The sequence below is a fragment of the Pseudonocardia sp. P-1 genome, from assembly GCF_058111925.1.
This window is the reverse complement of the sequence record NZ_CM176614.1, coordinates 2091007-2116871: the sequence shown is the minus strand read 5'-3', so window position 1 is coordinate 2116871 and position 25865 is coordinate 2091007. Positions and strand designations below refer to the sequence as shown.

General features: G+C 75.3%; 27 protein-coding genes. 17 read left to right on the top strand and 10 right to left on the bottom strand.

Annotation, left to right across the window (positions count from 1 at the left end; genetic code table 11):
* Positions 1 to 140: 140 nt before the first annotated feature.
* From AC0GKK_RS10165 to AC0GKK_RS10150, 4 genes are read right to left on the bottom strand one after another with little or no spacing between them, the layout of a single operon-like run.
* Entirely contained in the window at positions 141 to 1808 is a 1668-nt protein-coding gene (locus AC0GKK_RS10165; RefSeq protein WP_489883675.1) for a sodium/solute symporter, read from the bottom strand.
* Complete coding sequence (locus tag AC0GKK_RS10160) at positions 1805 to 2143, bottom strand: hypothetical protein (RefSeq protein ID WP_405419073.1); 339 nt, start codon at positions 2141 to 2143, stop codon at positions 1805 to 1807. The genes AC0GKK_RS10165 and AC0GKK_RS10160 overlap by 4 nt, the downstream gene beginning before the upstream one ends.
* The gene (locus tag AC0GKK_RS10155; protein WP_489883674.1) at positions 2140 to 3000 is read right to left on the bottom strand and encodes a LytR/AlgR family response regulator transcription factor; all 861 of its coding nucleotides are present in this window, start codon (positions 2998 to 3000) and stop codon (positions 2140 to 2142) included. The genes AC0GKK_RS10160 and AC0GKK_RS10155 overlap by 4 nt, the downstream gene beginning before the upstream one ends.
* Before the next feature lies 1 nt (position 3001).
* Positions 3002 to 4093 carry a sensor histidine kinase gene (locus AC0GKK_RS10150; RefSeq protein WP_405419070.1) on the bottom strand — a complete coding sequence of 364 codons (1092 nt, stop codon included), beginning with the start codon at positions 4091 to 4093 and terminating at the stop codon, positions 3002 to 3004.
* Positions 4094 to 4210: 117 nt separating this feature from the next.
* On the opposite strand from AC0GKK_RS10150, the gene AC0GKK_RS10145 reads away from it, so the two are divergent.
* From AC0GKK_RS10145 to nudC, 10 genes are all read left to right on the top strand, one after another.
* Positions 4211 to 5224, top strand: coding sequence for a potassium channel family protein (locus AC0GKK_RS10145; RefSeq protein WP_489884004.1), 1014 nt, complete (start codon positions 4211 to 4213; stop codon positions 5222 to 5224).
* A gap of 33 nt (positions 5225 to 5257) precedes the next feature.
* Positions 5258 to 5950 (top strand): transketolase, encoded by a 693-nt coding sequence (locus tag AC0GKK_RS10140; RefSeq protein ID WP_489883673.1) that lies wholly within the window; start codon positions 5258 to 5260, stop codon positions 5948 to 5950.
* Positions 5947 to 6888: a transketolase family protein gene (locus AC0GKK_RS10135; RefSeq protein ID WP_489883672.1), complete on the top strand. Its 942-nt coding sequence runs from the start codon at positions 5947 to 5949 to the stop codon at positions 6886 to 6888. The genes AC0GKK_RS10140 and AC0GKK_RS10135 overlap by 4 nt, the downstream gene beginning before the upstream one ends.
* 9 nt (positions 6889 to 6897) lie before the next feature.
* Entirely contained in the window at positions 6898 to 7761 is an 864-nt protein-coding gene (locus AC0GKK_RS10130; protein ID WP_179760970.1) for an exodeoxyribonuclease III, read from the top strand.
* A gap of 105 nt (positions 7762 to 7866) precedes the next feature.
* Positions 7867 to 8742, top strand: coding sequence for a DUF4142 domain-containing protein (locus AC0GKK_RS10125; RefSeq protein WP_489883671.1), 876 nt, complete (start codon positions 7867 to 7869; stop codon positions 8740 to 8742).
* Positions 8739 to 9788 carry a class F sortase gene (locus tag AC0GKK_RS10120; RefSeq protein ID WP_489883670.1) on the top strand — a complete coding sequence of 350 codons (1050 nt, stop codon included), beginning with the start codon at positions 8739 to 8741 and terminating at the stop codon, positions 9786 to 9788. Before AC0GKK_RS10125 ends, AC0GKK_RS10120 begins: the two co-directional genes overlap by 4 nt.
* A gap of 58 nt (positions 9789 to 9846) precedes the next feature.
* Positions 9847 to 11124 (top strand): aldehyde dehydrogenase family protein, encoded by a 1278-nt coding sequence (locus AC0GKK_RS10115; RefSeq protein ID WP_489883669.1) that lies wholly within the window; start codon positions 9847 to 9849, stop codon positions 11122 to 11124.
* A gap of 39 nt (positions 11125 to 11163) precedes the next feature.
* Complete coding sequence (locus tag AC0GKK_RS10110) at positions 11164 to 12504, top strand: M16 family metallopeptidase (RefSeq protein WP_489883668.1); 1341 nt, start codon at positions 11164 to 11166, stop codon at positions 12502 to 12504.
* Positions 12505 to 12553: 49 nt separating this feature from the next.
* Entirely contained in the window at positions 12554 to 13948 is a 1395-nt protein-coding gene (locus AC0GKK_RS10105) for a M16 family metallopeptidase (protein ID WP_489883667.1), read from the top strand.
* On the top strand, positions 13945 to 14970 hold the full coding sequence (nudC, locus tag AC0GKK_RS10100; protein WP_489883666.1) for an NAD(+) diphosphatase: 1026 nt from the start codon (positions 13945 to 13947) through the stop codon (positions 14968 to 14970). The genes AC0GKK_RS10105 and nudC overlap by 4 nt, the downstream gene beginning before the upstream one ends.
* A gap of 84 nt (positions 14971 to 15054) precedes the next feature.
* On the opposite strand, the gene AC0GKK_RS10095 is transcribed toward nudC, so the two are convergent.
* Positions 15055 to 15279: a glutaredoxin domain-containing protein gene (locus AC0GKK_RS10095; protein WP_280118320.1), complete on the bottom strand. Its 225-nt coding sequence runs from the start codon at positions 15277 to 15279 to the stop codon at positions 15055 to 15057.
* Positions 15280 to 15456: 177 nt separating this feature from the next.
* Between AC0GKK_RS10095 and AC0GKK_RS10090 the strand changes: the two genes are divergently transcribed.
* The 4 genes from AC0GKK_RS10090 to AC0GKK_RS10075 all read left to right on the top strand — a co-directional run bounded on the left by AC0GKK_RS10090 (position 15457) and on the right by AC0GKK_RS10075 (position 18844).
* Entirely contained in the window at positions 15457 to 17553 is a 2097-nt protein-coding gene (locus tag AC0GKK_RS10090) for an ATP-dependent DNA helicase UvrD2 (protein WP_308292804.1), read from the top strand.
* A 152-nt stretch (positions 17554 to 17705) separates the two neighbouring features.
* The gene (locus tag AC0GKK_RS10085) at positions 17706 to 17999 is read left to right on the top strand and encodes a hypothetical protein (protein ID WP_405419058.1); all 294 of its coding nucleotides are present in this window, start codon (positions 17706 to 17708) and stop codon (positions 17997 to 17999) included.
* 189 nt (positions 18000 to 18188) lie between these two features.
* The gene (locus AC0GKK_RS10080) at positions 18189 to 18527 is read left to right on the top strand and encodes a WhiB family transcriptional regulator (RefSeq protein WP_083474559.1); all 339 of its coding nucleotides are present in this window, start codon (positions 18189 to 18191) and stop codon (positions 18525 to 18527) included.
* A gap of 68 nt (positions 18528 to 18595) precedes the next feature.
* The gene (locus AC0GKK_RS10075) at positions 18596 to 18844 is read left to right on the top strand and encodes a putative WhiB-interacting protein (protein WP_073578347.1); all 249 of its coding nucleotides are present in this window, start codon (positions 18596 to 18598) and stop codon (positions 18842 to 18844) included.
* A 146-nt stretch (positions 18845 to 18990) separates the two neighbouring features.
* Here the strand turns inward: AC0GKK_RS10075 and AC0GKK_RS10070 are convergent, their stop codons facing one another.
* Entirely contained in the window at positions 18991 to 19407 is a 417-nt protein-coding gene (locus AC0GKK_RS10070; RefSeq protein ID WP_405419055.1) for a VOC family protein, read from the bottom strand.
* A gap of 30 nt (positions 19408 to 19437) precedes the next feature.
* On the opposite strand from AC0GKK_RS10070, the gene AC0GKK_RS10065 reads away from it, so the two are divergent.
* Both AC0GKK_RS10065 and AC0GKK_RS10060 read left to right on the top strand, forming a co-directional pair.
* Positions 19438 to 19611 carry a hypothetical protein gene (locus tag AC0GKK_RS10065; RefSeq protein ID WP_405419054.1) on the top strand — a complete coding sequence of 58 codons (174 nt, stop codon included), beginning with the start codon at positions 19438 to 19440 and terminating at the stop codon, positions 19609 to 19611.
* Positions 19612 to 19685: 74 nt separating this feature from the next.
* Positions 19686 to 19937: a hypothetical protein gene (locus AC0GKK_RS10060; RefSeq protein WP_489883665.1), complete on the top strand. Its 252-nt coding sequence runs from the start codon at positions 19686 to 19688 to the stop codon at positions 19935 to 19937.
* A gap of 59 nt (positions 19938 to 19996) precedes the next feature.
* Here AC0GKK_RS10060 and AC0GKK_RS10055 read toward each other — a convergent pair whose 3' ends face one another.
* Positions 19997 to 21328, bottom strand: a complete 1332-nt coding sequence (locus AC0GKK_RS10055; RefSeq protein ID WP_489883664.1) for an ABC1 kinase family protein — start codon at positions 21326 to 21328, stop codon at positions 19997 to 19999.
* Positions 21325 to 21813: a hypothetical protein gene (locus AC0GKK_RS10050; RefSeq protein ID WP_489883663.1), complete on the bottom strand. Its 489-nt coding sequence runs from the start codon at positions 21811 to 21813 to the stop codon at positions 21325 to 21327. The genes AC0GKK_RS10055 and AC0GKK_RS10050 overlap by 4 nt, the downstream gene beginning before the upstream one ends.
* Before the next feature lie 552 nt (positions 21814 to 22365).
* On the opposite strand from AC0GKK_RS10050, the gene AC0GKK_RS10045 reads away from it, so the two are divergent.
* Positions 22366 to 23007, top strand: coding sequence for a M48 family metallopeptidase (locus AC0GKK_RS10045; RefSeq protein ID WP_405419050.1), 642 nt, complete (start codon positions 22366 to 22368; stop codon positions 23005 to 23007).
* 7 nt (positions 23008 to 23014) lie between these two features.
* On the opposite strand, the gene AC0GKK_RS10040 is transcribed toward AC0GKK_RS10045, so the two are convergent.
* Entirely contained in the window at positions 23015 to 24607 is a 1593-nt protein-coding gene (locus AC0GKK_RS10040; protein ID WP_251785612.1) for a zinc-dependent metalloprotease, read from the bottom strand.
* A 97-nt stretch (positions 24608 to 24704) separates the two neighbouring features.
* Positions 24705 to 25709 carry a YlbL family protein gene (locus tag AC0GKK_RS10035; RefSeq protein ID WP_251785611.1) on the bottom strand — a complete coding sequence of 335 codons (1005 nt, stop codon included), beginning with the start codon at positions 25707 to 25709 and terminating at the stop codon, positions 24705 to 24707.
* Positions 25710 to 25865: the final 156 nt, after the last annotated feature.

The following is a 25865-nucleotide window of genomic DNA, read 5'->3' as shown; positions in this document are numbered from 1 at the left end:
AAGGGCCTTCGGGCCGTGTGCGGAACCCCACACGCACGCTCCGGGCGGCCCAAGATGCGAGCGGCCGACGAACGGACGATCGAGCGCGGCACCGAACGACGAGCGGTCTTGACTCCGATGTCGCCGCTACGCTAAAGCGCTCACTCCCGATCGGCCAGATGGAGCCGCAGCATCGTAACTTCCGCGTCCGACGGAACGTGATCGCCCAGTGACACGGCGATCATGACGAGGAATGCGCAGGGCACCGACCACAGCGCGGGCTGGGCGAGCAGCATGCCGGCCGTCCCGCCGAGCCCGAGCGCGGCGCCCAGCGCCATCGACCCGACCGTCGCGAGCAGCCCGGTGACCATCCCTGCGTACGCGCCGCGCGCGGTCAGCCCCTTCCACCACAGGCCGAGCACCAGCAGCGGGCAGAACGTCGACGCCGCGACGGTGAACGCCGAGGTCACCGCCGCGCTGACGTCGACGCGCACCATCAGCAGCGCCGCCGGTACGACGGCCGCCGACGCGGCCAGCGCGGTCAGCCGCAGCCGCCGCAGACCCGAGGGCATGAGGTCGTGGGCGAGCGCCCCGGACAGCGCGAGCAGCAGCCCGAGCGAGGTGGCCAGGAACGCGGCGAACGCCCCCGCGGTGAGCATCGCGGTCAGTGCCGCCGCGGTGCCGCCGCCGGTGACCCGGCCGGGCAGCGTGACGATCGCGGTGTCGGTGCCCTGCGAGAGGTACAGCTCGGGGGTGAGCACGGTCCCGAGCAGCCCGTAGACGATCGGGAACAGGTAGAACGCGCCGAGCATCGCGACGGTGATCGCCGCGGTGCGCCGGGCACCGCGCCCGTCCGGACTGGTGTGGAACCGCACGATGATGTGCGGCAGCCCCATCGTCCCCAGCGCCGTCGCGACCAGCACCGACCAGGTCGTCAGCAGCGGCGAGGTGTCGGCGGTGCCGAGCAGCGGCAGCGCCCACTCGGCACCGCCGGGCACCGGCAGGGACGCCCGGTCGCCGCCGAGCTGGGGCACGGCGGCACCGTCGGGGAAGACCCAGACGGTGTCGGCGGCGGCGTGGTGCGGGCCGGGGGCGAGAGGGACCGGCACCCCGTCGACGACCACGACGGTCGGCTCGGTCAGCACGAGCTCGGTGTCGAGCCGGAAGTCGACCGGGGTCTCGGCGGTGAACCGGGTGAACTCCGGCGGTGCGGCCATGTCGGCGCGCAGCTGCGGCCCGGCGAGCAGCAGCAGCCAGATCGCGGGCCCGGCGAACAGCAGGAGCTTGAGCGCGAACTGGAACGCCTGCACGTAGGTGGCAGCGCGCATCCCGCCCAGCGCCAGGGTCAGGCCGACGGCGAGCCCGGACACCACGACCCCGACCCAGTAGTCGACGCCCGACACCAGCGTGAGCAGCTGCCCGGCCGCGACGATCTGCGGCACCAGGTAGAGCACCGCGATCACCACGACGACCACCGCGCAGAACCGGCGCAGCGACCGCGACCCGAGGCGGGCCTCGGCGAACCCGGGCACGGTCAGCGCCCCGGAGCGGCGCATCGGCGCGGCGACCAGCGCGAGCATCAGCAGGTAGCCCGCGGCGAACCCGACCGGGTACCAGAGCGCCCCGGTGCCCTCCTTGATCACCAGTCCGGCGACGCCGAGGAACGACGCCGCCGACAGGTACTCCCCGGAGACCGCGGCCGCGTTGAGCATCGGCGAGGTCCGCCGGGACGCGACGAGGAAGTCCGAGGTGGTGCGCATCGCCGCGACGCCACGTGCCCCGATCAGCACCGTGACCAGCAGCAGGGCGACGACCGCGGCGGCCGTCACGGGCGTTCCGCGCGTTCGGCCCGGCGCAGGTGCCACCACGCCAGCACGCCGAGCAGCGGGTACGGCAGCCAGGCGACCGCGATCCAGCCCAGCGGGAGCCCCCCGACCCGCCACCGGGCCAGGTCCGGCGCGAGCCGCAGCAGCACCGGCAGCCCGAACAGCAGCACCGCGGCGCAGGCCAGGGTGACCACGGCGCGCCGTAGCTGGGCCCGGCGCAGCCCGCGGGCCCGCTCGGCCAGCTCCGGGTCGAGCGCCGCGGCCGGCTGCGGGCGCGGTACGGCGGTACCCCGCTCGGGCGGTGCGCTGACCGCGACCCGGCGCGGGCGGGCGGTCACGGCCGCCCCCGGTCGCTTCCCGGGCCGTCGCCGTCGGGGGCGCGGTGGCCGTCGAGCGCCCCGGCGGTGGCCGCGGCGAGCAGCTGGTCGCGCAGGTCCCGGGCGTGGCGACGACTGACCGGCACGTCACCGGCGTCGGTGTGGGCGAGCAGGCCGCCGCCGGCGTCGCTGCGCAGCTCGCGGACCGCGGGCAGGTGCAGCAGGAAGCTGCGGTGCACGCGGACGAAGCGGTGCGGGTCCCAGTGCTCCTCCAGCCGGGACAGCGGGATCCGCACCAGGTGCGAGCCCCCGGGCAGGTGCAGCCGCACGTAGTCGCCGTGGGCCTCGACGAAGCGGACGTCCTCGCGGCGGACGTAGCGGGTGCGCCCGGCGGCCTCCACCGGCAGCACGGCGAGCTCGTCGACGCGGGGGAGCGCGGGCCCGGCCGGTTCCGGTGCGGCCGCCCCCGGGACGCCCGGCCCGGCGGCCGAGCGGCCCGCCCGGGCCCGGTGCACCCGGCCGAGCGCGTCGGCGAGACGGTCCGCGCCGACCGGTTTGAGCAGGTAGTCGACGGCGCCGAGGCCGTACGCGGCGACGGCGTGCTCCTCGAACGCCGTCACGAAGACGATCTCCGGCGGCGTGGCCATCGCGGCCAGCACACCGCCGAGCTCCAGGCCGTCCATCCCGGGCATGGTGATGTCGAGGAGGACGGCGTCGAACCGGCCGGTGGGGATCGCGCGCAGCGCCTCGACCGCGCCGCCGGCCCGGGCGACCTCGCCGACGTCGGGCGCGTCGGCCAGCAACGCGCAGATCTCGTCGAGGGCGGGGGCGACGTCGTCGACGGCCAGCACGCGCAGCGGCTCGGCGGCGGGTGTCACCTCAGATCACCACCCCGGGCTGGAACCGCGGGATCCGCAGCACGATCCGGGTGCCCGCGCCGGGCGCGGTCTCGATGACCAGGCCGTGATCGGGGCCGTAGACCGCACGCAGCCTGCGGTCGACGTTCACCAGCGCCAGCCCGGCGCCCTCGGCGGTGCCGGCCAGCACGGCGCGGGCGTGCTCGGGGCTCATGCCCGGCCCGTCGTCGTCGACGGTGATCACGCAGACGTCCCCCTCGGCCTCGCCGCTGACCTGCACCAGCCCGCCGTCGGGGGAGCGCTCGACGCCGTGCTGCACCGCGTTCTCGACCAGCGGCTGCAGCGCCAGCACCGGGACCGGCACCGGCAGCACCTCCGGCGCCACCCGCACCTGCACCCGCAGCCGCTCGCCGAGCACGGCGCGGGCGAGGGTCAGGTAGGCCTCGACCGAGCGGAACTCCCCCGCCAGCGGCACGTAGTCGCCACGTGCGGCGAGCGAGTGCCGGATGAACTCGGCGAAGGTCTCCAGCAGGTCGCGGGCGCGCGCCGGGTCCGAGCGGACGAACGAGGCGATCGTGGTGAGCGCGTTGTAGACGAAGTGCGGCGAGATCTGGGCCCGCAGCGCGCGCAGCCGGGCGGCCTCGGCCTCGGCCTCCCCGTCGGTCAGGCGGGCGCGTTCGAGGGCGTCGGCGACGAAGGCGGCGGTCCGGCGGGCGGCGGCCGACCCGACCCCACCGGCCAGGACGAGCACCGGCCCGTCGCCGACGGGCAGCGCGGTGCGGCCGGCCTCGGTGAGCCGTCGCCCGCGGGCCCGCCCGGCGAGCGCGACGCCGTCGGCGCGGCCGGGGCCCCACCACGAGTCGGGCAGCCCGGGCCGGACCAGGCCCGCCGCCTCGGCGCCGCAGAGCCCGGCGAGCCGGCGCAGCGCCTCGGTTGCGGCGGCGGACCCGGCGGGCTCGCGCAGGCCCGCGGCCACGGCGACGCCCGTCTCGAGGACCTCGGTCGGGTCCGGCCCGGGTGCGGCGGCGCCGCGGAACCGGCGCGCGCTCAGCCGCGGCCGCAGCGACGTGCGCGCAGCAGGCGTCACACGTTCGTGGTCCCCCTCGGCCGACACCTGAGTGAGGATAGGGCCCGCGCGGTCGGTGCGGCGCGACCTGGGCGCTAGCCTTCGCACGTGATCGGCTCCACCCGGCTCAGCGAACTCGATCCCCAGGTCGAGGGTGCGCTGCGGATGCCGGACCCGCGGTCGGGCCCGGTGCGCTCGCTGGTGACCCGCCTGGCGATCGCGGTGTTCGCGCTCGGCGCGACGACGTTGATCGTCTTCTTCGGGCGCGACGGCTACCTCGACAACAACGGTACGGGCGAGATCTCGCTGCTCGACGCCCTCTACTACGCGACGGTGTCGCTGTCGACGACCGGCTACGGCGACATCGTGCCGGTCAGCCCGATGGCCCGCTCCATCAACATCGCGGTGATTACCCCGTTGCGGGTGCTGTTCCTGATCGTCCTCGTCGGTACGACCGTCGAGCTGCTCACCGAGCGCTCGCGGCAGTCGTTCCGGATCCAGCGCTGGAGGTCGCGCGTGCGCGAGCACATCGTCGTCGTCGGCTACGGCACCAAGGGGCGCGCGGCGGTGGAGACGCTGCTGGGTGACGACGTGGACCCCGGGAAGATCGTCGTCGTCGACACCGACCGGGCGCGGCTGGACGTGGCCTCCGGGCTGGGCCTGGTCACCGTGTCCGGCAACGCGACCCGCTCCGCGGTGCTGCGCATCGCCGGGGTGCAGCTGGCGACGACGCTGGTCGTCGCCCTGGACCGCGACGACACCGCGGTGCTGGTCACCCTGACCGCCCGCGAGCTGTCCAAGTCGATCTCGATCGTCGCCGCGGTGCGCGAGGCGGAGAACGTGCACCTGCTCCGCCAGTCCGGCGCCAGCTCGGTGATCGTGTCCGACGAGACGGCCGGGCGGCTGCTGGGCGTCGCGACCCGCTCGCCCGCCGTCGTCGAGGTGGTGGAGGACCTGCTCACCCCCGACGCCGGCTTCGCGATCTCCCAGCGCCAGGTCGAGCCGACCGAGGTCGGCGGCTCCCCGCGGCACCTGCCCGACATCGTGCTCGGCGTGGTGCGCGGCGAGCAGCTCCACCGGGTCGACTCGGCCGCCGTCGACGCGCTGGAGCGGGGTGACCAGCTGCTCTACGTCCGCAAGGCGACCCCGCCGGACGAGAGGAGTAGCTCGGCCCCTTGACCTGAAGTCGGCTGCAGGTCACAGGGTGGTCGCATGCGATCACCGACCGGCTACGCCGACCTCGCCGGGCTGATGACCCGGATGACCGGCGACGAGAAGCACGAACCCGCCGCGACCTCCACCCTCGACGTCCTGTGGGTCCTCTACGACCGCATCCTGCGCGTCGACCCGCGGCGTCCCGACGACCCCGACCGCGACCGCTTCCTGGTCTCCAAGGGACACGGCCCGATGGCGCTCTACGCCGTCCTCGTCGCCCGCGGGTTCCTCGACGACCACCTGCTCGACCGGTTCGCCGGGTACGACTCGCCCCTCGGGCAGCACCCCGACCGCACGCTCGTGCCCGGGGTGGAGATCTCCTCCGGCTCGCTCGGCCACGGGCTCGGACTGGCCGTCGGCACCGCGTCGGGGCTGCTGCTGCAGGGCCGCGACGCGCGCACCGTCGTCCTCGTCGGCGACGCCGAGCTCGACGAGGGCTCCAACTTCGAGGCGATCCAGTACGCGGGCCGTGCCGGGCTGTCCGGGCTGAGCGCCGTCGTCGTCGACAACAGCTCGGCCTCGCACGGCTGGCCCGGCGGGATCGCCGGCCGCTTCACCGCGGAGGGCTGGGTCGCCGTCGACGCCGACGGCCGCGACCACGACGCCCTGGAGCGCGCGTTCCGCACCGACCACACCGACCAGCCGCTCGCCGTCGTCGCGCACGTCGAACCGACGGGGAGCCCCCGATGACCGGCTTTGCTCTGCTCACCGATACGCAGCAGCCCACTCCCTCCGATCCCGTGACCCCGCCCGACCTGCGGGAACGCTTCCATGCGCTGCTGCCGGAGCTGATCGCGTCCGACCCGCGGGCCGTCGCGCTGCTGGCCGACATCGGCGCCGGCTACGTCGACGTCCCGCCCGACCTCGCCGACCGTGTGATCAACGTCGGCATCCGCGAGCAGCTGCTCGTCTCCGCCGCCGGTGGGCTCGCGCTGACCGGGATGCGCCCGGTCGTGCACACCTTCGCGCCGTTCCTCGTCGAACGGCCCTACGAGCAGCTCAAGCTCGACCTCGGACACCAGGGCGTCGGGGCGCTGCTGGTGTCGGCCGGCGGGTCCTACGACATGGCGGGCGCGGGGGAGACCCACTTCGGCCCGCGCGACGTGCCGCTGCTCGACACCCTCGACGGCTGGACCGTCCACGTGCCCGGGCACGCCGACGAGGCGCAGGCGCAGCTGTGGGCCGCCCTGCCCGGCGACGACCGGGTCTACGTCCGGCTCTCGGGCGCGTCCAACGCGCGGCCGTACGGGGCGGGCCCGTCGATGACGGTGCTGCGGCGGGGGAGCCGGGGGACGGCCGTCGCGGTGGGGCCCCTGGCGGACCGGACGCTCGCCGCCGTCGCCGACCTGGACGTGACCGTCCTGTACGCCGGGACCGTCCGCCCGTTCGACGCGGCCGGCCTGCGCGCCACGCTGTCCGAGCCGGACGTCGTGCTCGTGGAGCCCTACCTCGCCGGGACCTCGGTGCGGCACGTCTCCGACGCGCTCGCCGACCTGCGGCACCGGGTCCTCGGGCTCGGGGTCGGCGCCGCCGAGCTGCGTCGCTACGGCAGCCCGGAGGACCACGACGCCGCGCACGGCCTGGACGTCGCGGGCATCCGCCGGTCGGTGACGCGCTTCCTCTCGTAGGGTCGGGGCGTGCGTCTGGCCACCTGGAACGTGAACTCCGCGAAGTCCCGGCTGCCGCGGCTGCTGCCGTGGCTCGACGAGCGGGAACCCGACGTCGTCTGCCTCCAGGAGACCAAGCTCTCCGACGACGACTTCGCCGCGGCGTTCGACGAGGCCCTGGCCGAGCGCGGCTACGCGAGCGCGCACCACGGCCAGGGCCGGTGGAACGGGGTCGCCCTGCTGTCGCGGGTGGGTCTGGACGACGTCGTGCGCGGCCTGCCCGACGAGCCCGTCTTCACCGAGGGCGGGCTGGAGGTCCCGGACGCGCGTGCCGTCACCGCCACCTGCGGCGGGCTGCGGGTCACCTCGGTGTACGTGCCCAACGGCCGCAGCCCGGAGGACCCGCACTACGCCTACAAGCTGCGCTGGCTCGGTGCGCTGCGCGAGCTGGTCGCGACGGGCGACCCCGCGTCGACCGTGGTGGCCGGGGACGTGAACATCGCCCCCACCGACGACGACGTCTGGGACCGTTCCCTGTTCGACGGCGCCACCCACGTCACCCCCGACGAGCGGGCCGCGCTCGCCGCGCTGCTCGGGACCGGGCTGCGGGACGTCCTGCGCGAGCGCTGGCCCGACGAACGCGTGTTCAGCTACTGGGACTACCGGGCCGGCCGGTTCCACCAGGACCAGGGGATGCGGATCGACCTGGTGCTGGCCGGGTCGGGCCCGGCCGACCGTCGCGCGGCGGTGTGGGTGGACCGCAAGGCGCGCAAGGGGAAGCTCCCCAGCGACCACGCCCCGGTCGTCCTGGACCTCGACGAGGCACCCGACGGCGACGTCGGCCCGGTCGTCCCGCCGCCGTCGGCCCCGGCACCGCTCAGCCGTCGGCGATAACCACTCGCCGCCCGCATGGGACCTGTCGTGTGGTTCGAGTTGCAACGTCCGGAGTAAGCCGATAGCCCATCAGGAGTACACCGCTACCTCCGGGGGATGACTCGCATGACGACGACCACGAACCACCCGCGCCGGATCAGCCGCACCGTCGGTGCCGCCGTCGCCGCGGCCGCACTCGTGGGGCTGACCGCCTGCGGTGGCGAGACGCCGCAGGTGCCGAACCTGCCCGAGAACCTCCCGCAGGTCCCGGGCGTCGGCGACCCGCGCCAGGCCTTCGGCGACGCCCACCAGAAGGCCCTCGGCCTCGCCGCGCTCGGCGGCGTCGGCCTGGAGCAGGGCGTCGGGGACAAGGTCAAGGAGCTCGCGCCGCAGGTGCAGGGCGAGGGCCAGCAGATCAACGACAAGCTGCGGGGGCTGGCGTCGTCGATCGGCGTCTCGCTGCCCGACCAGGTCTCCCCGGAGATCCAGTCCCAGGTCGACGACCTCAAGGCCCGCACCGGTGAGCAGTTCGACCAGGGCTGGCTGCAGGCCGCGCAGGAGCAGGTCGGACAGCTCAGCGACCAGGCCCAGCAGCTGCTGAACGTGCCCGGCCTGCCGCCGGAGCAGCTCGACCAGGCCCGCGCGCAGCTCACGAACCTCGGTGAGCTGAAGACCAAGCTGGACCAGGCCGCGGCCGAGGCCGGGGCCACGACCCCGGGCTCCGGCACGGACAACCCCGGGAACGGCACCGACGGGAACGCCGCCGGGTCCGGCGACGGGACCGCGCCCGGTGCGGGCGCCGGCAACGGCACCGGCAACGGCTCGGCCTCCGGTTCCGGTGACGCCGCGGGCCGGGGCGGCTCCGGCGCGCCCGCCGTCGACGCCGGCACCGGTGGCCAGGCCGCGTCGGCGTCCGACGCCGCGCTGCCCGTGGCGCTCGGCGGTGCCGGGTTGCTGCTGCTCCTCGCCGGTGCCGTCCGGCTGCGTCGCGCCCGCGCGTGACACCGCGGCGCCGGCGCCCGGCCGGGGGCGTACGGGGAGCGGCCGCGCTGCTGCTCCTCGGCGTCGCCCTGCTGGGCGCCGGCGCCGGTCTCGCACTCGGTGACGACGCCCGCGTCGAGGCGAGCGACCTCGGCGCCGTGCCCGCGGGAACCGCCTCCGCCGCGACGCGTGCGGTGCCGGTGGCCCGGGCGCTGCCGGTCCTGGCGCCGCCGGACCCGGCTCCGCCGGTCGGGGCGCCCGACGCCGCGGCGCTGCCGGGGGAGCCGGGGCCCTCCGATGCGGCTGCTGCGGCGACCGCCGTCCTGCCCGCGCCCGCCGCGCCGCCCGCACCTGCTGCGCCGCCCGCACCTGCCGCGCCGCCCGCACCTGCCGCGCTCCCGGTGGCGCCTGCCGCTCCACCCGTGCTCGCCCCGCTCGCGGCAGCCGCGCCGCCGGCGCCCGACGCGCTTCCGGTGGGCCCGCTCCCCGGTCCCGGCGACCGCACCGGCCCCCCGCCCCGTTCCACCGGCCCGGCGCCCATCGCGCCACGGGAACCGTGGACCGTCTCCGCCGTCTACCCGCTCCCCGCACCCGAGCCCGGCACCGTGTCGCAGCCGGTCGTCCCCGCCGTCCTGGAGCTCCCCGCCCGCGGCCTGTCCGCCCCCGTCGACGCGGTCGGCACCGCCCCGAACGGCGGGATGGTCGTCCCCGACCAGGTGCGCACGGTCGGCTGGTGGGCCCCCGGTGTCCTCCCGGGCGGCGCGTCCGGGAGCGCCGTGATCGCCGGTCACGTCGACTCGCGCACCCAGGGCATCGGGTTCCTGTCGGTGCTGCCGCAGCTCGTCGCGGGCGAGCCGGTCGTCGTCCGTGGCGCCGACGGCCGCACCGCGGCCTACCGGGTCGTCGCGCGTCGCGAGTACGGCAAGCACGACCTGCCCCGCGAGGTGTTCCGCCGCGACGGCGACCCGCAGCTCGTCCTCGTCACCTGCGGCGGGGTGTTCGACCCGGCGGCGGGGAGCTACGAGTCGAACATCGTCGTCTACGCCGTGCCGACCGCTGCGCCCTGAGCCGTCCTCACCGGATACCCGGTCGGGCCCGCGACGGCGACCGCCTACCCTGACCTGCGTGAGCAGCACCGTGACCACCCCGCAGGAGACGACCGAGGCGCCGGAGTCCGCCGCCGTCCGTGAGGCCGCGCAGCGCGCCCGGGCCGCCGCCCCGGCCGTCCGCGCGGCGGGAGAGGGCCGGATCGACGACGCCCTGCGCGCCGCCGCCTCGCTGATCCGGGACCGGGCGCACGAGCTGCTCGAGGTCAACGCCGCCGACGTCGCCGCCGCCGAGCGGAACGGCATGGCGGCGGGCCTGCTCGACCGGCTGCGGTTGGACCCCGAGCGGCTCGCCGGCATCGCCACCCAGCTCGAGGTGCTCGCCGCGACCCCCGAGCCGCCCACCGAGTGGCCGGTCCGCACGCTGGAGACCGGCGAGCGGGTGTTCGAGCGGCGCATCCCGGTCGGCGTCATCGGCGCGGTGTTCGAGGCCCGGCCGAACGTGACCGTCGACGTCGCCTCGCAGGTCCTCAAGGCCCGCAGCGCCGCCGTCCTGCGCACCGGGTCCGCCGCGCTCGGCAGTGCCGCCGCGCTCGTCGAGCAGGTGCTGCGCCCCGCACTGGCCGACGCCGGGCTCCCCGAGGCCGCCGTGCAGCTCGTCCCGCTGCCCGGCCACGCCGGCGCCGAGGCCCTCGTCGGGCTGCCCGACCTGGTGCCGCTGGTCGTCGTCCGCGGGTCCGGGGACGTCACCCGCAAGCTGTCCGTGCTCGGCGCGACCGCGGGCACCCGGGTGCTCGCCCACGCCGACGGCGGCGGCGTCCTCTACCTCGACGCCAGCGCCACCGAGGCCGACGTCACCCGCCTGGTCACCGACTCGACCGACCGGCTCGGCGTCTGCAACCGGCTGAACCTGCTGCTCGTCGACCGGCCCGTCTACGACACCCTGCTGCCGGTCGCGAAGGCCGCCCTCGACGCCCGCGGCATCGCGCTGTCGCTGCCCCCGCACGACCACCCGCTCGGTCACGAGTGGGCGCTGGACTCCGGCGCCGAGGCGCACGTGACGGTCGCCGTCGTCGACGGCCCCGACGACGCCGCCGACACCGCCGCCCGGGAGACCTCCGGCCTGGCCGCGACGATCTGCGCCGCCGACGAGCAGGTCGCCCACCGTTTCATCGACCGCTACACCGGCACCGGGGTGTTCTGGAACGCGCCGTCGCGGCTGCTCGACGGCTACAAGCTGCTGGGGCTGCCCGAGACCGGCATCAACGTCGATCACACCCCCGGCCCCCGCGGCCCGGTCACCTACCGCGACCTCGGGCTGCGCCAGTTCGTGATCCGGCCGCCCGAGCACGCCTGACCGGGCAGGTTGTCGGGGGTGGGGGATAGCCTCGCTCCCGTGTCCGTGATCGCCGACAAATCCGCTCTCGAGCTGCACCGGGCCACGCTGGCCAACGGGCTGCGCGTGCTCGTCGTCCCGGACCCGGCCACCCCGGTGGTCGGGGTCTCGGTGCACGTCGACGTGGGCTTCCGTTCCGAGCCGGAGGGCCGCACCGGCTTCGCGCACCTGTTCGAGCACCTGATGTTCCAGGGCAGCGAGAGCCTGGAGAAGCTGGAGCACTTCCGGCAGGTCCAGTCCGCGGGCGGGATCTTCAACGGCTCGACCCACCAGGACTACACCGACTACTTCCAGGTGCTGCCCGGTGCGGCGCTGGAGCGGGCGCTGTTCCTGGAGTCCGACCGGCTGCGCGCCCCGAAGCTCACCGTCGAGAACCTGCGCAACCAGGTGGACGTCGTGAAGGAGGAGATCCGGCTCAACGTCCACAACCGCCCCTACGGCGGGTTCCCGTGGATCCTGCTGCCGCCGGTCCTCTACGACACCTTCCCGAACGCCCACAACGGCTACGGCGACTTCTCCGAGCTGGAGCAGGCGAGCCTGGACGACGCGGCCGCGTTCTTCGACACCTTCTACGCGCCGGGCAACGCGCTGGTCACCGTGCACGGTGACCTGTCCGAGCACGGCGTCGACGGCACCCTCGCCCTGGTCGAGCGGCACTTCGGGGACATCCCCGCCCGGCCCGTCCCGCAGCGGCCGTCGTTCGCCGAACCCGCTCCCGGCGCGGAGCGGCGGCAGACCGTGGCCGACGCCCACGCCCCGCTGCCCGCCCTGGCGCTCGGCTACCGCGTCCCCGACCCGGCCGCCGAGCCCGACGCCTACCTGGCCCACGCCATGCTCGCCACCGTCCTGGCCGACGGCGAGGCCTCGCGGCTGCAGCGCCGCCTGGTCCACGGCGGCGCCGACGGAGCGGGCCTGGTCACCGACGTCTCGGCGTCCAACGGCCTGATGGGCGGCCCGTTCGACGCCCGCGACCCCGACACCTTCACGATCACCGCGGTGCACCCGGCCGAGGTGTCCGCGGACCGGGTCACCGCCGCGGTCGACGAGGAGCTGGACCGCCTCGCCGAGGAGGGCCCCGGCACCGAGGAGCTGGAGCGCCAGACCGCCCGCTGGGTCGCCGCCCTGCACCGCGAGGACGACCGCGTCATGTACCGGATGCTCGGGCTCGGCGCCCGTGAACTGCTCTACGGCCGCGCCGAGCTCGCCGTGGAGCTCCCCGGCAGGCTGGCCGCCCTGACCGGTGCCGACGTCGCCGCCGCGGCCGCCCGGCTGCGTTCGGCCGGGCGGGCCGTCCTGCTGGTCGAGCCGGCCGCCGAACCGTCCGGGGACGGCGACGCGTGAGCGCCCCGACCCGTCCCGGCACCGTGAACCACACCGAAGGGGGCTCCGCGTGAGCGCCGCCCGTACACACCGCAGCGCGGAGGAGATCGGCCGCACCGAGCGCGGCCCCCGCCCGTTGCCCGCGCTCGGCCGCACCAAGGAGGTGCCGCTTCCGGACGTGCTCACCGAGACCCTGCCGAACGGGCTGACCGTCCTGGCCGCGCGCCGCCCCGGGGTCCCGCTCGTCGAGACCGTCCTGCGTATCCCGGCCGCCTCGCCGGAGCCGGTCGCCGACGCCGCCCACACCGCGGGCACCGAGGTGCTCGCCGAGACCATCCTGACCGGCACCGCGGGCCGCGACCGGATCGGCATCGACGACGCGCTCGCCTCGGTCGGCGGGGAACTCGGCGTCGCCGTCGACCCGGAGTACCTGCAGGCGGGCGGCTCCGCGCTGGCCACCGGTCTGCCGACGGTCCTCGACGTCCTCGCCGACGTCCTCACCGCCGCCACCCACTCCGACGTCGAGGTCGCCCGCGAGCGGTCCCGGCTGGCCGAGCGGATCGCCGTCGCCCGCGCGCAGCCGCGCACCGTCGCCCGCGAGGCGCTGATGCGCCGCCGCTTCGGCGACCACCCCATCGTCTCGGAGATGCCGACCGCCGAGGCCGTCGCCGCGGTCACCCCCGAGCGCGTGCGGGAGCTGCACGCCGACGTCGTCGTCCCGGACGGGGCGAGCCTGGTCCTCGTCGGGGACATCGACCCCGAGGCCGCGATCGCCGAGGTCGCCCGCCGGCTCGGGGGGTGGACCGGAGACCACCCCGCCCGGTGGCTGTCCGCCCCGCCGGTGCCGCAGGCGGGCGACCTGGAGCTGGTCCACCGGCCCGGCTCCGTGCAGTCCCAGCTGCGTCTCACCGCGCCCGGCCTGGATCGCACCGACGAGCGCTACACCGCGTTCCAGCTCGCGAACCTCGTGTTCGGCGGTTACTTCTCCTCGCGCTGGATGGAGAACATCCGCGAGGACAAGGGCTACACCTACGGCGCGCACTCCGGGCAGGAGTTCGTGCCCGGTGGCGCGGTGCTCGGTCTCGACGCCGACGTCGCCTCCGACGTCACGGCCGCCGCCCTGCTCGAGACCCGCTACGAGCTCGGCCGCATGGTGACGGTCCCGCCGACAGAGCAGGAGGTCACCTCGGCCCGTCGCTACGCGATCGGCTCGCTGCTGATCTCGCTGGACAGTCAGTCCGCGCTGGCCGGCACCCTGTCCGCGCTGCACGCCGCCGGGCTCGACGTCGACTGGCTCCGGGACCGGCCGCGCCGGCTGGAGGCGGTCACCGTCGACGAGGTCGCCGCGGCCGCCACCGCGCTGTTCGCGCCGACCCGGTTCACCGGGGTGGTCGTCGGGGACGCCGACGTGGTCGGGCCACCGCTCGCCGCGCTCGGCGGCGTGGTCCGCGGAGGCGGGCGATGAGCCCCGGGGACTTCTCCCTGACCGAGGAGCCGGTGCTGTCGCGCAACGCGCTCTCCCGCGACGAGAACCGGCGCCTGGACCCGGCCTACGTGCGCGACACGTGGGCGACGGCGCGCGTGGTCGTCGTCGACGAGTCCGGACGCACCCCGGTGGACTGGGAAGTCGAACCGGGCCGCGAGTTCCGCGAGGTCGACGCCGCCGCCTGGGACGACGCGGCGGGCCGTGGCGGGCAAGTCCGGACCCGCGCGGGCACCGACGTCGCCGCGGAGCCGCCGGCCGAGGCCGTGCTGCTCGGCGAGCGCGAGGGCGTCCCGTACTGGGCGGTGCGCGTCGGGACCGAACGCACCGCCGACAGCGACATCTTCACCGGCGAGGGGGAGTGGGCGGACCTGCGCGCCGCGGGCGCGTTCCTCGACCCGCTCGGGTCCGGGCTGCTCACCGGCGCGGTCGCCACGCTGAACTGGCACGACCGGGCCCGGTTCTGCGCGATCGACGGCACCCGCACCCGCCCGCACAACGCGGGCTGGGCCCGGGTCTGCGACAACGGCCACGAGGAGTACCCGCGCACCGACCCGGCGATCATCTGCCTGGTGCACGACGGTGCGGACCGCGTCCTGCTCGCCCGCCAGCCGGTGTGGCCGGCCGGGCGCTACTCGGTGCTCGCCGGGTTCGTCGAGTCCGGCGAGTCGCTGGAGGCGTGCGTGCACCGCGAGATCTCCGAGGAGGTCGGCATCGCCGTGTCCGACGTGCGGTACCTCGGCAGCCAGGCGTGGCCGTTCCCGCGGTCGCTGATGGTCGGCTTCCACGCGATCGGGGACCCGGAGGTCCCGCTGACGCCGCAGGACGGCGAGATCGCCGACGCCCTGTGGATCACCCGGGACACGCTGCGGGCGGCACTGGCCCGCGGCGACTGGGGCACCCGGGACGAGCCCGACCCCACCGACGGACCGGTGGTCATGCTGCCGGGGAAGGTCTCGATCGCACGCACCATGCTGGAGTCCTGGGCCGCCGCCGGGGGCTGACCCCGCAGACGAAGCGGCGGCCCGCCCCCGGTGAGGTACCGGTGGCGGGCCGCCGCGCTCCGTGGTGGGAGATCAGGGGAGGTGTCAGACCCCGAGCCGGGTCTTCACCTCGGAGAAGCTGGGGTTCGTCGCGACCGACTCGTCCGGGAAGACGACGGTCGGCACCGTGCGGTTGCCGCCGTTGGCCTTCTCGACGAACGCCACGGCGTCCGGCTCACGCTCGATGTCGATCTCGCGGTAGCCGATGCCGGCCTGGTCGAGCTGCAGCTTGAGACGACGGCAGAAGCCGCACCAGCTGGTCGTGTACATCGTCAGGTCCGCCATACCGGGTGCAACGGGCTCGCTCGCGGGATTCTTCCCGCCCCGCTGTGACCTGCCCGGCACCCGGACGGGCGGGACGGGCGACCCGTGACCGTCGGGGGTGGGTGTCAGGATGGGTGGGTGCCGTCCCGATCCACCACCCGCCCCGCCCGTGCGACCCGCGCCGTGCCGGACCCGGCGGCCCCGATCGGCGCGGACGGTCTGGACCCCGAGCAGCGGGCCGCGGTGCACGCGCCGCGCGGCCCGGTCTGCGTCCTCGCGGGGGCGGGCACCGGTAAGACCCGCACGATCACCCGGCGGATCGCCCACCTGGTGACCTCGGGCCACGTCGCCGCCACCCAGGTCCTCGCCGTCACCTTCACCGCCCGCGCCGCGGGGGAGCTGCGCACCCGGCTGCGCGCCCTCGACGCCTCCGGGGTGCAGGCCCGCACCTTCCACGCCGCGGCGCTGCGTCAGCTGCGCTACTTCTGGCCACAGATGGTCGGCGGCAGCCCGTGGCCGCTGCTCGACGGCAAGCTGCGGCTCGTCGGCCAGGCGGCTGCCCGCGCCCGGGCCGGCACCGACTCCGACGCGCTGCGCGACCTCGCCTCCGAGATCGAGTGGGCGAAGTCGACCCTGGTCGCCCCGTCGGACTACGCGGCCGAGGTCGCCCGCCGTCGCCGCGACACCCCCGGCCCGGCCGAGCAGGTGGCCGCCGTCTACGCCGCGTACGAGGAGCTGAAGAACGCGAGCGAGCAGCTCGACTTCGACGACCTGCTCCTGCACACCGCGATCGCGCTGGAGGAGCACGGCGGCGTCGCCGAGGAGTTCCGGTCCCGTTACCGGTGCTTCGTCGTCGACGAGTACCAGGACGTCACCCCGTTGCAGCAGCGCCTGCTCGACGCCTGGCTCGGCGACCGCGACGACCTCACCGTCGTCGGCGACGCCAACCAGACGATCTACACCTTCGCCGGCGCCTCTCCCCGGTACCTGCTGGAGTTCCCGCGCCGTTTCCCCGACGCCGCGGTCGTGCGCCTGCAGCGCGACTACCGCTCCACCCCGCAGATCGTCGGCTGCGCGAACCAGCTGATCGGCGCCGCCCGCAACCGGCCCGCCGGGTCCCGGCTGCAGCTCATCGGGCAGCTCCCGCCCGGCCCCGACCCGGACTTCTCCGAGCACGACGACGAGGCCGGGGAGGCCGCCGCCGTCGCGGGCCGGATCCTGACCCTGATCAACGACGGCACCGAGCCGTCGGAGATCGCGGTGCTGTTCCGGATCAACGCCCAGTCCGAGGCGTTCGAGCAGGCCCTGTCCGACGCCGGCGTGCCCTACCAGATCCGCGGCGGGGAGCGGTTCTTCAACCGGCCCGAGATCCGCCGGGCGATGCTCGCGCTGCGGACCGCGGCGCCGGACCAGCGGCCGGGCACCGATCTCGTCGACGTCACCCGCGCGGTGCTCACCGCCCGCGCCGGGCTGACCGACGAGCCGCCGAAGGGCGCGACGCTGCGCGCGCAGTGGGAGTCGCTGCTGGCGCTGGTCGGCGTCGCCGAGGAGCTGGCCGCGGTCGAGCCGCAGGCCGACCTGCGCCGGTTGTGCGGGGAGCTGGAGACCCGCGCCGACCACGCGCAGGCGCCCGTCGTCAACGGCGTCACGCTGGCGTCGTTGCACGCAGCGAAGGGCCTGGAGTGGGATGCGGTGTTCCTCGTCGGGCTCGCCGACGGCACCCTCCCCATCGGTCACGCCGGGGACGACGAGGCCGCCGTCGAGGAGGAACGCCGGCTGTTCTACGTCGGCGTCACCCGCGCCCGGCGGGTGCTGTCGATGTCGTGGTCGCTGACCCGGGCCTCCGGGCGCGGGCCGAAGCGACGCCGCTCGCGGTTCCTGTACGGACTGATCCCGGACTCGCACCCGGCGTCCCGGGTGGCCGGCGAGCGCCGGCCCGGGGGTGCCCGGCCCAAGTGCCGCGTCTGCGGGACCCCGCTGTTCGGGACCACCGCCACCAAGCTCCTGCGCTGCGACGACTGCCCGTCCGATGTGGACCTGGAGTTGCTGGACCGCCTCAAGCAGTGGCGGTCGGCGGCGGCGAAGGCGCAGGACGTGCCCGGCTTCGTCGTGCTCACCGACGCGACGCTCACCGCGATCGCGGAGCAGCGGCCCGCCGGACCGTCGGCGCTGGTGGGCATCCCGGGGATCGGCGCGGCCAAGCTGGACCGCTACGGCGACGACGTGCTGCGGGTGCTCGCCGAGCACGCGGCGGAGGGTTCACGACCCCCTCTTCGGTAGGGATCGGCGTGAACTTCCGGCGAGACTTCGAATAATCGGTTGCCGTGCCGTGCGCAGCACTTCTACTGTCGTCGGCACCAGGTGGAGCGCCATGCTCCCGACACAGACGCGTCGCGCGGGAGACCGCGGACGGAACCGGAGGAGGTGACGAGATGGGCACGATCGACACGACCGACCTGATCGGCACCACCCTGTCCGTCCCGGCCCCGGTGTGCGTCCCGGAGCAGACCGTCGTCGCGCACGACGTCGCTCACGCGGGCATCGCGGTCACCGGGGAGTCCGGCGTCCGTCGTCGCCCCCAGGGGGTGGCGCTGCTCGCGCCGTCGACGCTCCGCGCCACGGGTGAGGTGTACCCGCTGGGCGGCATGCCGGTCGCGGTCACCGGCCCGATCTTCGATGACAAGTGCACAGCTGCGTTCGTTCCCGGGCGCCGAGGGGGTACCTGACCCTCAGCACCCAGCGAGTCCCATCGGGGCCGCGGAACCCACGCACACGGGTTCCGCGGCCCCGTTTTTTTGTCCCCGATTCCGTCCCGAGAGATGACAGATCCCGACCAGACCGGTCTGACCAGTTACAGAGAAGTTCGATCGAGGAGGTCGATCGTGTACGTGCGATCCGTTCCGTGTGACGGCGGAATGATCACCGAGCAGTCCGGCGGCGGCGCCGGACCCGACGAGGTGCGGCTGCGGTCCGTGCCGAGCGTGGGCTCAGCCCTGCCCTGCCGCAACGGCGACGCCGACCTGTGGTTCGCCGAGGCCCCGGCCGAGCTGGAGGAGGCGAAGTCCCGCTGCGGCGGCTGCCCGCTCCGGCAGGCCTGCCTGGACGGTGCGCTGGAGCGCGCCGAGCCGTGGGGTGTGTGGGGAGGCGAGATCTTCGACCACGGTCGGGTGATCCCACGCAAGCGCCCGAGGGGGCGTCCCCGCAAGGCCGACCTGGAGCGCGACCGGGCCCTGGCCCTGGCCGCGAGCCGCTGACCACAGCCGTACGGGCGCGACGCGCACCGCGGCGCCCGCCGACCCACCAGACCCGAGGAGACCGAGACATGAACGACCTGAAGCCGGCACCGGCCGTGCGACCGATTCCCCGCACCGACCGTTCGTCCCACCTCGTGAACCAGGAGAACGTGATGACGCTCATCCAGGAAGCGCTGGCGAGATCCCATCAGCAGGAGGCACAACGGGCGGCGGCCGAGCACCGGCTCGCACGCCGGCTCACCGCGGGCCGCGGCTGGTCCCGGATCGCGGCCTGGGCCGCCTCCCGCGCCGAGCGGGCGCGGCTGCGCGCCGGCTGATCCCGCCGCCGACCGATGCGATCGGTGCCCCGTCCGGACCCGACGTCCGGGCGGGGCACCGTCGTGTCCGGGACCTGCCGGTCCGCCGGTGGGAGAGGGTGCCTGCTCGTCGCTTTGCTCTGCTCACCGATACGCAGCACCCCAGGTCAGGGCGCCGGCGACCCCGTGAACGCGTCGGCGAACTCCGCCGACGGGGCGATCTCGGTGATCACGTCGACCAGTACCCCGTCCGGCCCGGCGACGACGAAGTGCCGCTGCCCGAAGTCCTCGTCGCGTACCGGGAGCAGCGCCTCCAACCCACCGCGGACGACGAGACGGTCCCACTCGGCGTCGACGTCGTCGACCTCGAAATTCACCAGCGTCCCGGCGGCGGACCGGCCGCGGTACGCCGCCGGGATCGTCGGATGGTCCCGGTCGAGGACGGCGAGCTCGAAGCGTCCGCGACGGAGGCTGACGTACCAGTCGGTGTCGAAGACGATCTCGAATCCCATCAGGCCGGTCCAGAACGCGCGGGCGGCCGGGACGTCGGCCGTCGCGAGGACCGGGTAGCAGCTGTGGAGCACGGCACCCTCCTATACGCATACCTTCGGTACGTGAAATCTATCGACGTACCATCAGAACGTCAAATCGGGGAGAGGGCACGGGAACTTTGGTCCGAGCAGCGCGAGCGGATCCGGCAGGCGGTGCTGGACGAGGCGGCGCGCCTGTTCTCCCGCAACGGGTGCGGCGCGGTCGGGCTGCCGGCCGTCGTCGACGGGCCGGGGTGACGAGGGGCACGCTCCACCACCGGTGCGACGACGAGCGGCGCTGTTCGCCGCGGTCCTGGCGCGGTTGGCGGACCGTGTGGCGGACCGGGGTGGTCGACGCGGCGGAGGCGGTGCCCGACCTGTGGGGACGGCTCGTCGCCGGGTGCCGGCTGTTCCTCGACGCCGGCACGGAGCCGTCGGCGGCGCGGATCGTGCTCGTCGACGGGCCCGCGGTGCTGGGCAGGCTCGCCGGCGCGAGCCTGCGCCGAGTCGTCGGGCGGCACCTCCCCACGACGCCCCCGAAGGCCCCGCCAGTCGCGTGGACCTGCGCTGCTGCGTGCCGGTGAGCAGAGCACAGCGACGACAGGGCACCCCCGTCCCGCAGGACCGGAGTAGCGCAGGGAGGTCAGCCGGTCGGGGCGTCCGGCTCGAACATCTCCGGCTGCCACTCGGCGACGATCTCCCGCAGCCGCACGTGGGAGTCGAGCTGGCACAGGATGCCGACGGTCCCCATCGTCACCCGGTGCACCAGCAGGAACCGCGGGGGCAGGTTCAGCGACCGGCCGATCGCCGCCTCCGGGCTACGGAGATCACCGACCCGCTCGGCCTGCTTCTGGATCCATCGGCGGCTGAAGTGGAACTCCTCGGACCCCAGCGGCTCGGTGAAGGGTGCGAGGTAGCCGAGGATCTGCTCGGACTCGATCCGGGCGCCGTCGCGGACGAACCCGGCCGAGCGCATCAGGGCCATCAGGTCGCCGCTGCGCCCCTCGAGCGCGTACTTGGTCATCGTGACCAGCTCGGGGGGCATGCCGTCGGGCATCCGGGCGACCGCACCGAAGTCGAGGACGAGCAGACGGCCGTCGTCGAGGATCCCGAAGTTACCGGGGTGCGGGTCGGCGTGCAGCAGGTGCGCGCGGTCCGGCGCCGAGTAGTGGAAGCGGGCCAGCTGGTTGCCCGCGTGGTCGCGCTCCTCGCGGGTGCCGTCGCGGATGATCGAGGCCAGCGGGCGGCCCTGTACCCACTCCGTGATGACGGCCTTGGGGGCCGAACCGACCACGCGGGGGATCTTCACGTCCGGGTCGTCCTCGTAGAACGCGGCGAACTCGCGCTGGTACACGGCCTCGTCGCGGTAGTCGAGCTCCTCCTCCATGCGGTCCTTGAGCTCCGCGACCAGCGGCTTGATCTCCATACCGGGGACCAGCGGCTGCAGGATGCGGCTCATCCGCCCGAGCTGACGCAGGTCCGAGCGCAGCGCCTCCTCGGCGCCGGGGTACTGCACCTTGACCGCGACCTCGCGGCCGTCGCGCTTCCAGACCGCGCGGTGCACCTGGCCGATGCTGGCCGAGGCGGCGGGCGTCTCGTCGAAGTCGGCGAACCGGGACCGCCAGGACCGCCCGAACTGTTGGGTGAGCATGTAGTCGACGTCGGCCATAGGCATCGGCGGCGCCGCGGACTGCAGCTTGGTGAGCGCCTCGCGGTAGGGCTCGGCGTACTCGTCGGGCACGGCCGCCTCGAACACGCTGAGCGCCTGCCCGAACTTCATCGCGCCGCCCTTGAGCTCGCCGAGCACCTCGAACAGCTGCTCGGCGCTCTTGGTCGCGAGCTGGGCCGCGATCTCGTCGCGGTCACCACCCGTGAGACGGCGCCCGAACCCTGCTGCGGCACGTCCGGCGACGCCGAGCGGGAGGCCGGCGAGCTTGGCGGTGCGCGAGGCGGTTCTTCGGGGAATGTCGCTCACACGGTGATTGTCCACCCGGCCGGGGGATTCCCGCACGGCGCGGTGGGCCCCGGTGCGCTGTCCGGTACCGCCGCAGCCGCTGTGCCGCAGGAACAACCGGGTCGTCGGAACCCCGGACGGGTGACGACCGTCGCTGCGTCCGCGTCGACCTCCAGCACCGCTCCCCACGACGCGGGCGGCCGGCCGCCACGCACCGGCCCGTCGACGGCGGCGAGCACCTGGCCGACCGCCACCGCCGCCGTCGCGACCAGCACGTGCGGTGCCGCCGACGACGGTCCGCCGGCCGCACCGGGCGCCCCCGCACAACCGGGACACAGCCCCCGACCCGGCAGGACGAGCGGCCCCACCACGCCGCGGCCGTCGCGCAGGGCCACGAACAGCTGCTCCGACGGAGCCTCCGGCGGCATCGGCCCGTCGTCGGCGAGCACCACCAGGTCCGCGGGCACCCGCCGGGGCGGATCGGCGTCGACACCGGCGTCGCGCAAGAACGTGCGCAGCTCCTCCCGCGGCCCCGGCCCGGCCCCACCGGCAGCCCGGCCAGTACGTCGTCGGCGCCCGTCACCCCGCCGACCTGCGGGTACAGCTGTCCGATCCCCGCCCGGGCCAGCCCGGCGACGACCGCCACGGCGAGCGCGCCGTTGCCGCGGACCTCGACCAGCGTGCTCGCCCGGCGCCGCCGGACCCGGTCCACGACGTCCGGGTCGGCGAGCAGCCCCGCCCGCCACAGGACGGCGAGCAGCACCGCGACCTCGTCGTCGCCCCGGGTGAGCGCACCGGTCGGGCACGGGCCGTCGGCGAGCCGGTCCAGTGCGTCGACGGCGGCGGGGGACAGCTCCTCCAGCAGCCGGGCCCGGGGTGGGCCGGACCCGATCCGGCGGGCTCGTGGCCCGGCCGGGAGGACGGCGAGGTGGGCGGCGAGCGCGAGCCGTGCGGGCAGTCCGGTCACCGGCGCCACGGTGCCCGCTCCGTGCGACGACGGGGCCGGAACGCGTCCGCGCCGTTCGCATCCGCGAACCGGGGCGGCCTACCCTGGAGCCATGGCGAGTCCCCCGGTAGAGGTCCGACGCAGCGCCCGCCGGAAGCGCATGGTCAGTGCCCGGCGGGAGGGGGAACGGCTCGTCGTGTTCATCCCGGGCTGGATGTCCGCCGAACAGGAACGCGACTGGGTCGCGGAGATGGTGCGACGCGTCGAGGCGAGCGAGGCCCGCCGCCGCTCACCGGGCCGCAACAACGACGAGGCCCTGATGCGCCGCGGCCTGGAGCTGTCGAAGCGCTGGCTGGAGGGGCGCGCGCGGCCGTCGTCGATCCGGTGGGTGCCGACGATGCGCACCCGCTGGGCGTCCTGCACCCCCGACGACGCCACGATCCGGATCAGCGAGCGTCTGCGGGACGCGCCGGGCTGGGTCGTCGACTACGTGCTGGTGCACGAGCTGGCCCACCTGCTGTCCGCCGCGCACGACGACGTCTTCTGGTCCTGGGTGCGCCGCTATCCGCGCACCGAGCGGGCCATCGGCTACCTGGAGGGCCTCAACGCGGCCGCGGAGCTCGGCATCACCGGTGTCGACGGCGACCCGGCCACCGCCGACGAGCCCGACGGGGTCGCCGACGCCGACGGTGAGGTCGGCGGGTTCGGCGGGACCGGCCCCGGGAGGGAGCCGGTCCGCGCGACCGGGACCTGAGCCGGGCTCAGGAGTCCTTCCGGTCCGTCCCGTCCTCGCCGTCGGTGTCCTCCGCGGAGGGCTTCTCCGAGGTCCCGGGCTCCTCCGGGGTCCCGGACGACTCGGCCTTCCTCTTCTCCGCGTCGGCGGCCATCTGGCGCTCCAGCTCGGCGATCGGGTCGTCCGGGACGGCCCCGCCGGTCGCGCCGCCGCGCACGAAGGCGGCCGGGTCGTCCAGGTCCTCGGCCGACGGGATCAGGTCCGGGTGCGCCCAGACCGCGTCGCGGCCCTCGACGCCGCGCTCGGCGCCCAGCAGCTTCCACAGGTCCGCCGCGGCCCGCAGCTTCCGCGGCCGCAGCTCCAGCCCGACGATCGTCGCGAACGCCTGCTCCGCGGGCCCGCCCGAGGCGCGGCGGCGGCGCATCGTCTCGCGCATCGCCTCGGCCCCGGGCAGCCGCTCGGTCAGCGCCTCGGCGACGACGGTGTCCACCCAGCCCTCGATCAGGGCGAGCAGGGTCTCCAGCCGGGCCAGCGCCGCCTTCTGCTGCGGTGTGTCCTCCGGCTCGAACATGCCGGACTGCATGGCCTCCTGGATCGACTCCGGGTTCGACGGGTCGATCCCGCGGGCGAGCTCCTCGATCCGCGAGGTGTCCACGGTGATGCCGCGGGCGTACTCCTCGACGGCGCCGAGCAGCCGCTCGCGCAGCCAGTGCACGTGGGTGAACAGCCGCTGGTGGGCGGCCTCGCGCGCGGCGAGGAACAGCGTGACCTCACCGGCCGGGCGGTCCAGGCCCTCGGTGAACCGGGCGACGGCCTCGGGCAGCAGTGCGGAGGTGCGCTCCGGGCCGACCGGGATGCCGAGCTCGGTGGAGGTCAGCACCTCCTTGCCGAGCTGCGCCAGGCCCTGGCCGAGCTGGCTGCCGAACGCCATCCCGCCCATCTTGCCGAGCATCCCCAGCATCGGGCCCGCCGCGCCGCGGACCTCCTCGGGCAGACCCTCGACCCAGGCCGAGGACAGCCGCGTCGCCACCGGGTCGCAGAGCCGCTTCCAGGTCGGCATGCCGGCCCGCACCCAGTCCGACGGCGTCCAGGCCTTCACCTCGCCGCCGGAGGAGGGGAACGACGTCGCCGGGTCGAGCCACAGCTCCGCGAGCTTCACGGCCTCGGCGACCCCGGTGCGCTGGGCGTCGGTGAGCGACGACGTCGACTGCGCGAGCTGCTGGGTGGCGATCCGGGCGGCGAGCTCGTAGTCGACGGGGCCGCCGTCGGAGGAGCCGCTGCTGGAGAGCATCTGGCCGAGCTGGGACAGCATCTGCCCGAGCTGGCTCATGTCGAACTGGCCCCCGCCGGGCATACCCGGCATACCGGGGATCCCGCCCATGCCGAACGCCGCGAACGGGTTCTGGCCCGCGCCGCCGGAGGCGCCGGACGGGTCGTCGGACCGGGGGTGCGACCCGAAGCCGAACGGGTCCTTCGGGCCCTCGGGCTCGCCCTTCCCGTCCTTGCCCGACGTGCCCCCGTCCGTGCCGGAGGCGTCGCCGGAACCCGAGTCGGGCTGGTCGCCGGGCTCGCGGTCGCGGTCACGGTCGGCGGGGCCGAAGCCGAAGGGGACGTCGCTCATGGCGTCCACCGTACGCGGGCCCGGGGGGTGGTCGCCGCCCCGACAGCCGGTGGATCGGGCCTGGTGGGGCGGTGTTCGCCGGGAGCGGACCGGGGAACTACGAGCAGCCGGCGGGCGTACCGCCGGTGTCGAGGGTGGTCAGCGCGCCGACCGCCTCGTCGAGGGTCCCGACGCGCACGAGCTGGAGCCCGTCGGGCGCGTCCTCGGCGGCCTCGGTGCAGTTCGCAGCGGGCACCAGGAACGTCTGCGCACCGACCTCGCGGGCCTTCAGCATCTTGAAGCGGATGCCGCTGATCGGCCCGACCCGGCCCTCGGCGTCGATGGTGCCGGTGCCGGCGACGAACCGGCCGCCGGTCAGCGGACCCGGGGTCAGCTTGTCGACCAGCGCCAGGCTGAACATCAGACCGGCCGAGGGGCCGCCGACGTCGCCCAGCGTGATGGTCAGCTTCTGCCCCTCGGCGGGCGAGGTGGCCGGGGTGATGCCCAGGAAGGCCCGCGCCGGGTCGTCCGGGTGGGCGGCCGGGGTGACGGTGACCTGGCGCGGCGCGGCGTCCCCCCGGCGGACGGTGAGGGTGACCGGCTGACCGGGGCGCGCGGCCCCCATGGCGTCGAGCAGGCCCTGGACCGAGGTCACCGGGGTGGCGCCGACGGCGCGGATCTCGTCGCCGGGTTCCAGCACCCCCGCCGACGGCGAGCCGTCGGTCAGCGCGCCGACCGTGACCCGGGTCGGCAGGTGCAGGTGGTTCAGCGCCGCGGCCTCGGCGTTCGCGATCGAGCCGTCGAACTCCTGCTGGTTGGCCTGGGTGACCTGTTCGGTGGACTCGCCGGGCGGGTACAGCGACCAGCGCGGCGCGAGCCGGTAGGTGCCCGAGGCCCACATGCCGAGCGCCCGCAGCGTCGAGATCCCGTCGGTGACGCCGACGGTGGTCATGTTCAGGTGCCCGGTCGTCGGGTAGGTCGGCAGGCCCTCCGCGGACACGACGGGCGTGCCCTCGACCTCACCGAGGGTGTCGAAGGTCGGTCCCGGCCCGAGGGCGACGACCGGCGCGGGGACCACGGTCCCGACCGCGGTGAGGGCCAGCAGCACGAGGACCGCGGTCACCCACGTCGAAGATCGAACGCCCACGGACGGAACCCTACGATCGTGCGACGACGACGGCGCGCCCGACCCCGGCCCGTCCTGCGACGATGCGGTCGGAGAGCCGGGGGACCGCCGCCCGATGTGTCGTTTTCGTCCCGACACACCGGGACCCGACCG

Bases quoted from the DNA above. Each gene is read 5' to 3' on its own strand.
- AC0GKK_RS10045 (WP_405419050.1), top strand. From the start codon at position 22,366: ATGGCGAGTCCCCCGGTAGAGGTCCGACGCAGCGCCCGCCGGAAGCGC.
- AC0GKK_RS10075 (WP_073578347.1), top strand. From the start codon at position 18,596: ATGAACGACCTGAAGCCGGCACCGGCCGTGCGACCGATTCCCCGCACC.
- AC0GKK_RS10080 (WP_083474559.1), top strand. From the start codon at position 18,189: ATGATCACCGAGCAGTCCGGCGGCGGCGCCGGACCCGACGAGGTGCGG.
- AC0GKK_RS10125 (WP_489883671.1), top strand. From the start codon at position 7,867: ATGACGACGACCACGAACCACCCGCGCCGGATCAGCCGCACCGTCGGT.
- AC0GKK_RS10095 (WP_280118320.1), bottom strand. From the start codon at position 15,279: ATGTACACGACCAGCTGGTGCGGCTTCTGCCGTCGTCTCAAGCTGCAG.
- AC0GKK_RS10040 (WP_251785612.1), bottom strand. From the start codon at position 24,607: ATGAGCGACGTCCCCTTCGGCTTCGGCCCCGCCGACCGTGACCGCGAC.
- nudC (WP_489883666.1), top strand. From the start codon at position 13,945: ATGAGCCCCGGGGACTTCTCCCTGACCGAGGAGCCGGTGCTGTCGCGC.
- AC0GKK_RS10140 (WP_489883673.1), top strand. From the start codon at position 5,258: ATGCGATCACCGACCGGCTACGCCGACCTCGCCGGGCTGATGACCCGG.
- AC0GKK_RS10135 (WP_489883672.1), top strand. From the start codon at position 5,947: ATGACCGGCTTTGCTCTGCTCACCGATACGCAGCAGCCCACTCCCTCC.
- AC0GKK_RS10085 (WP_405419058.1), top strand. From the start codon at position 17,706: ATGGGCACGATCGACACGACCGACCTGATCGGCACCACCCTGTCCGTC.
- AC0GKK_RS10145 (WP_489884004.1), top strand. From the start codon at position 4,211: ATGCCGGACCCGCGGTCGGGCCCGGTGCGCTCGCTGGTGACCCGCCTG.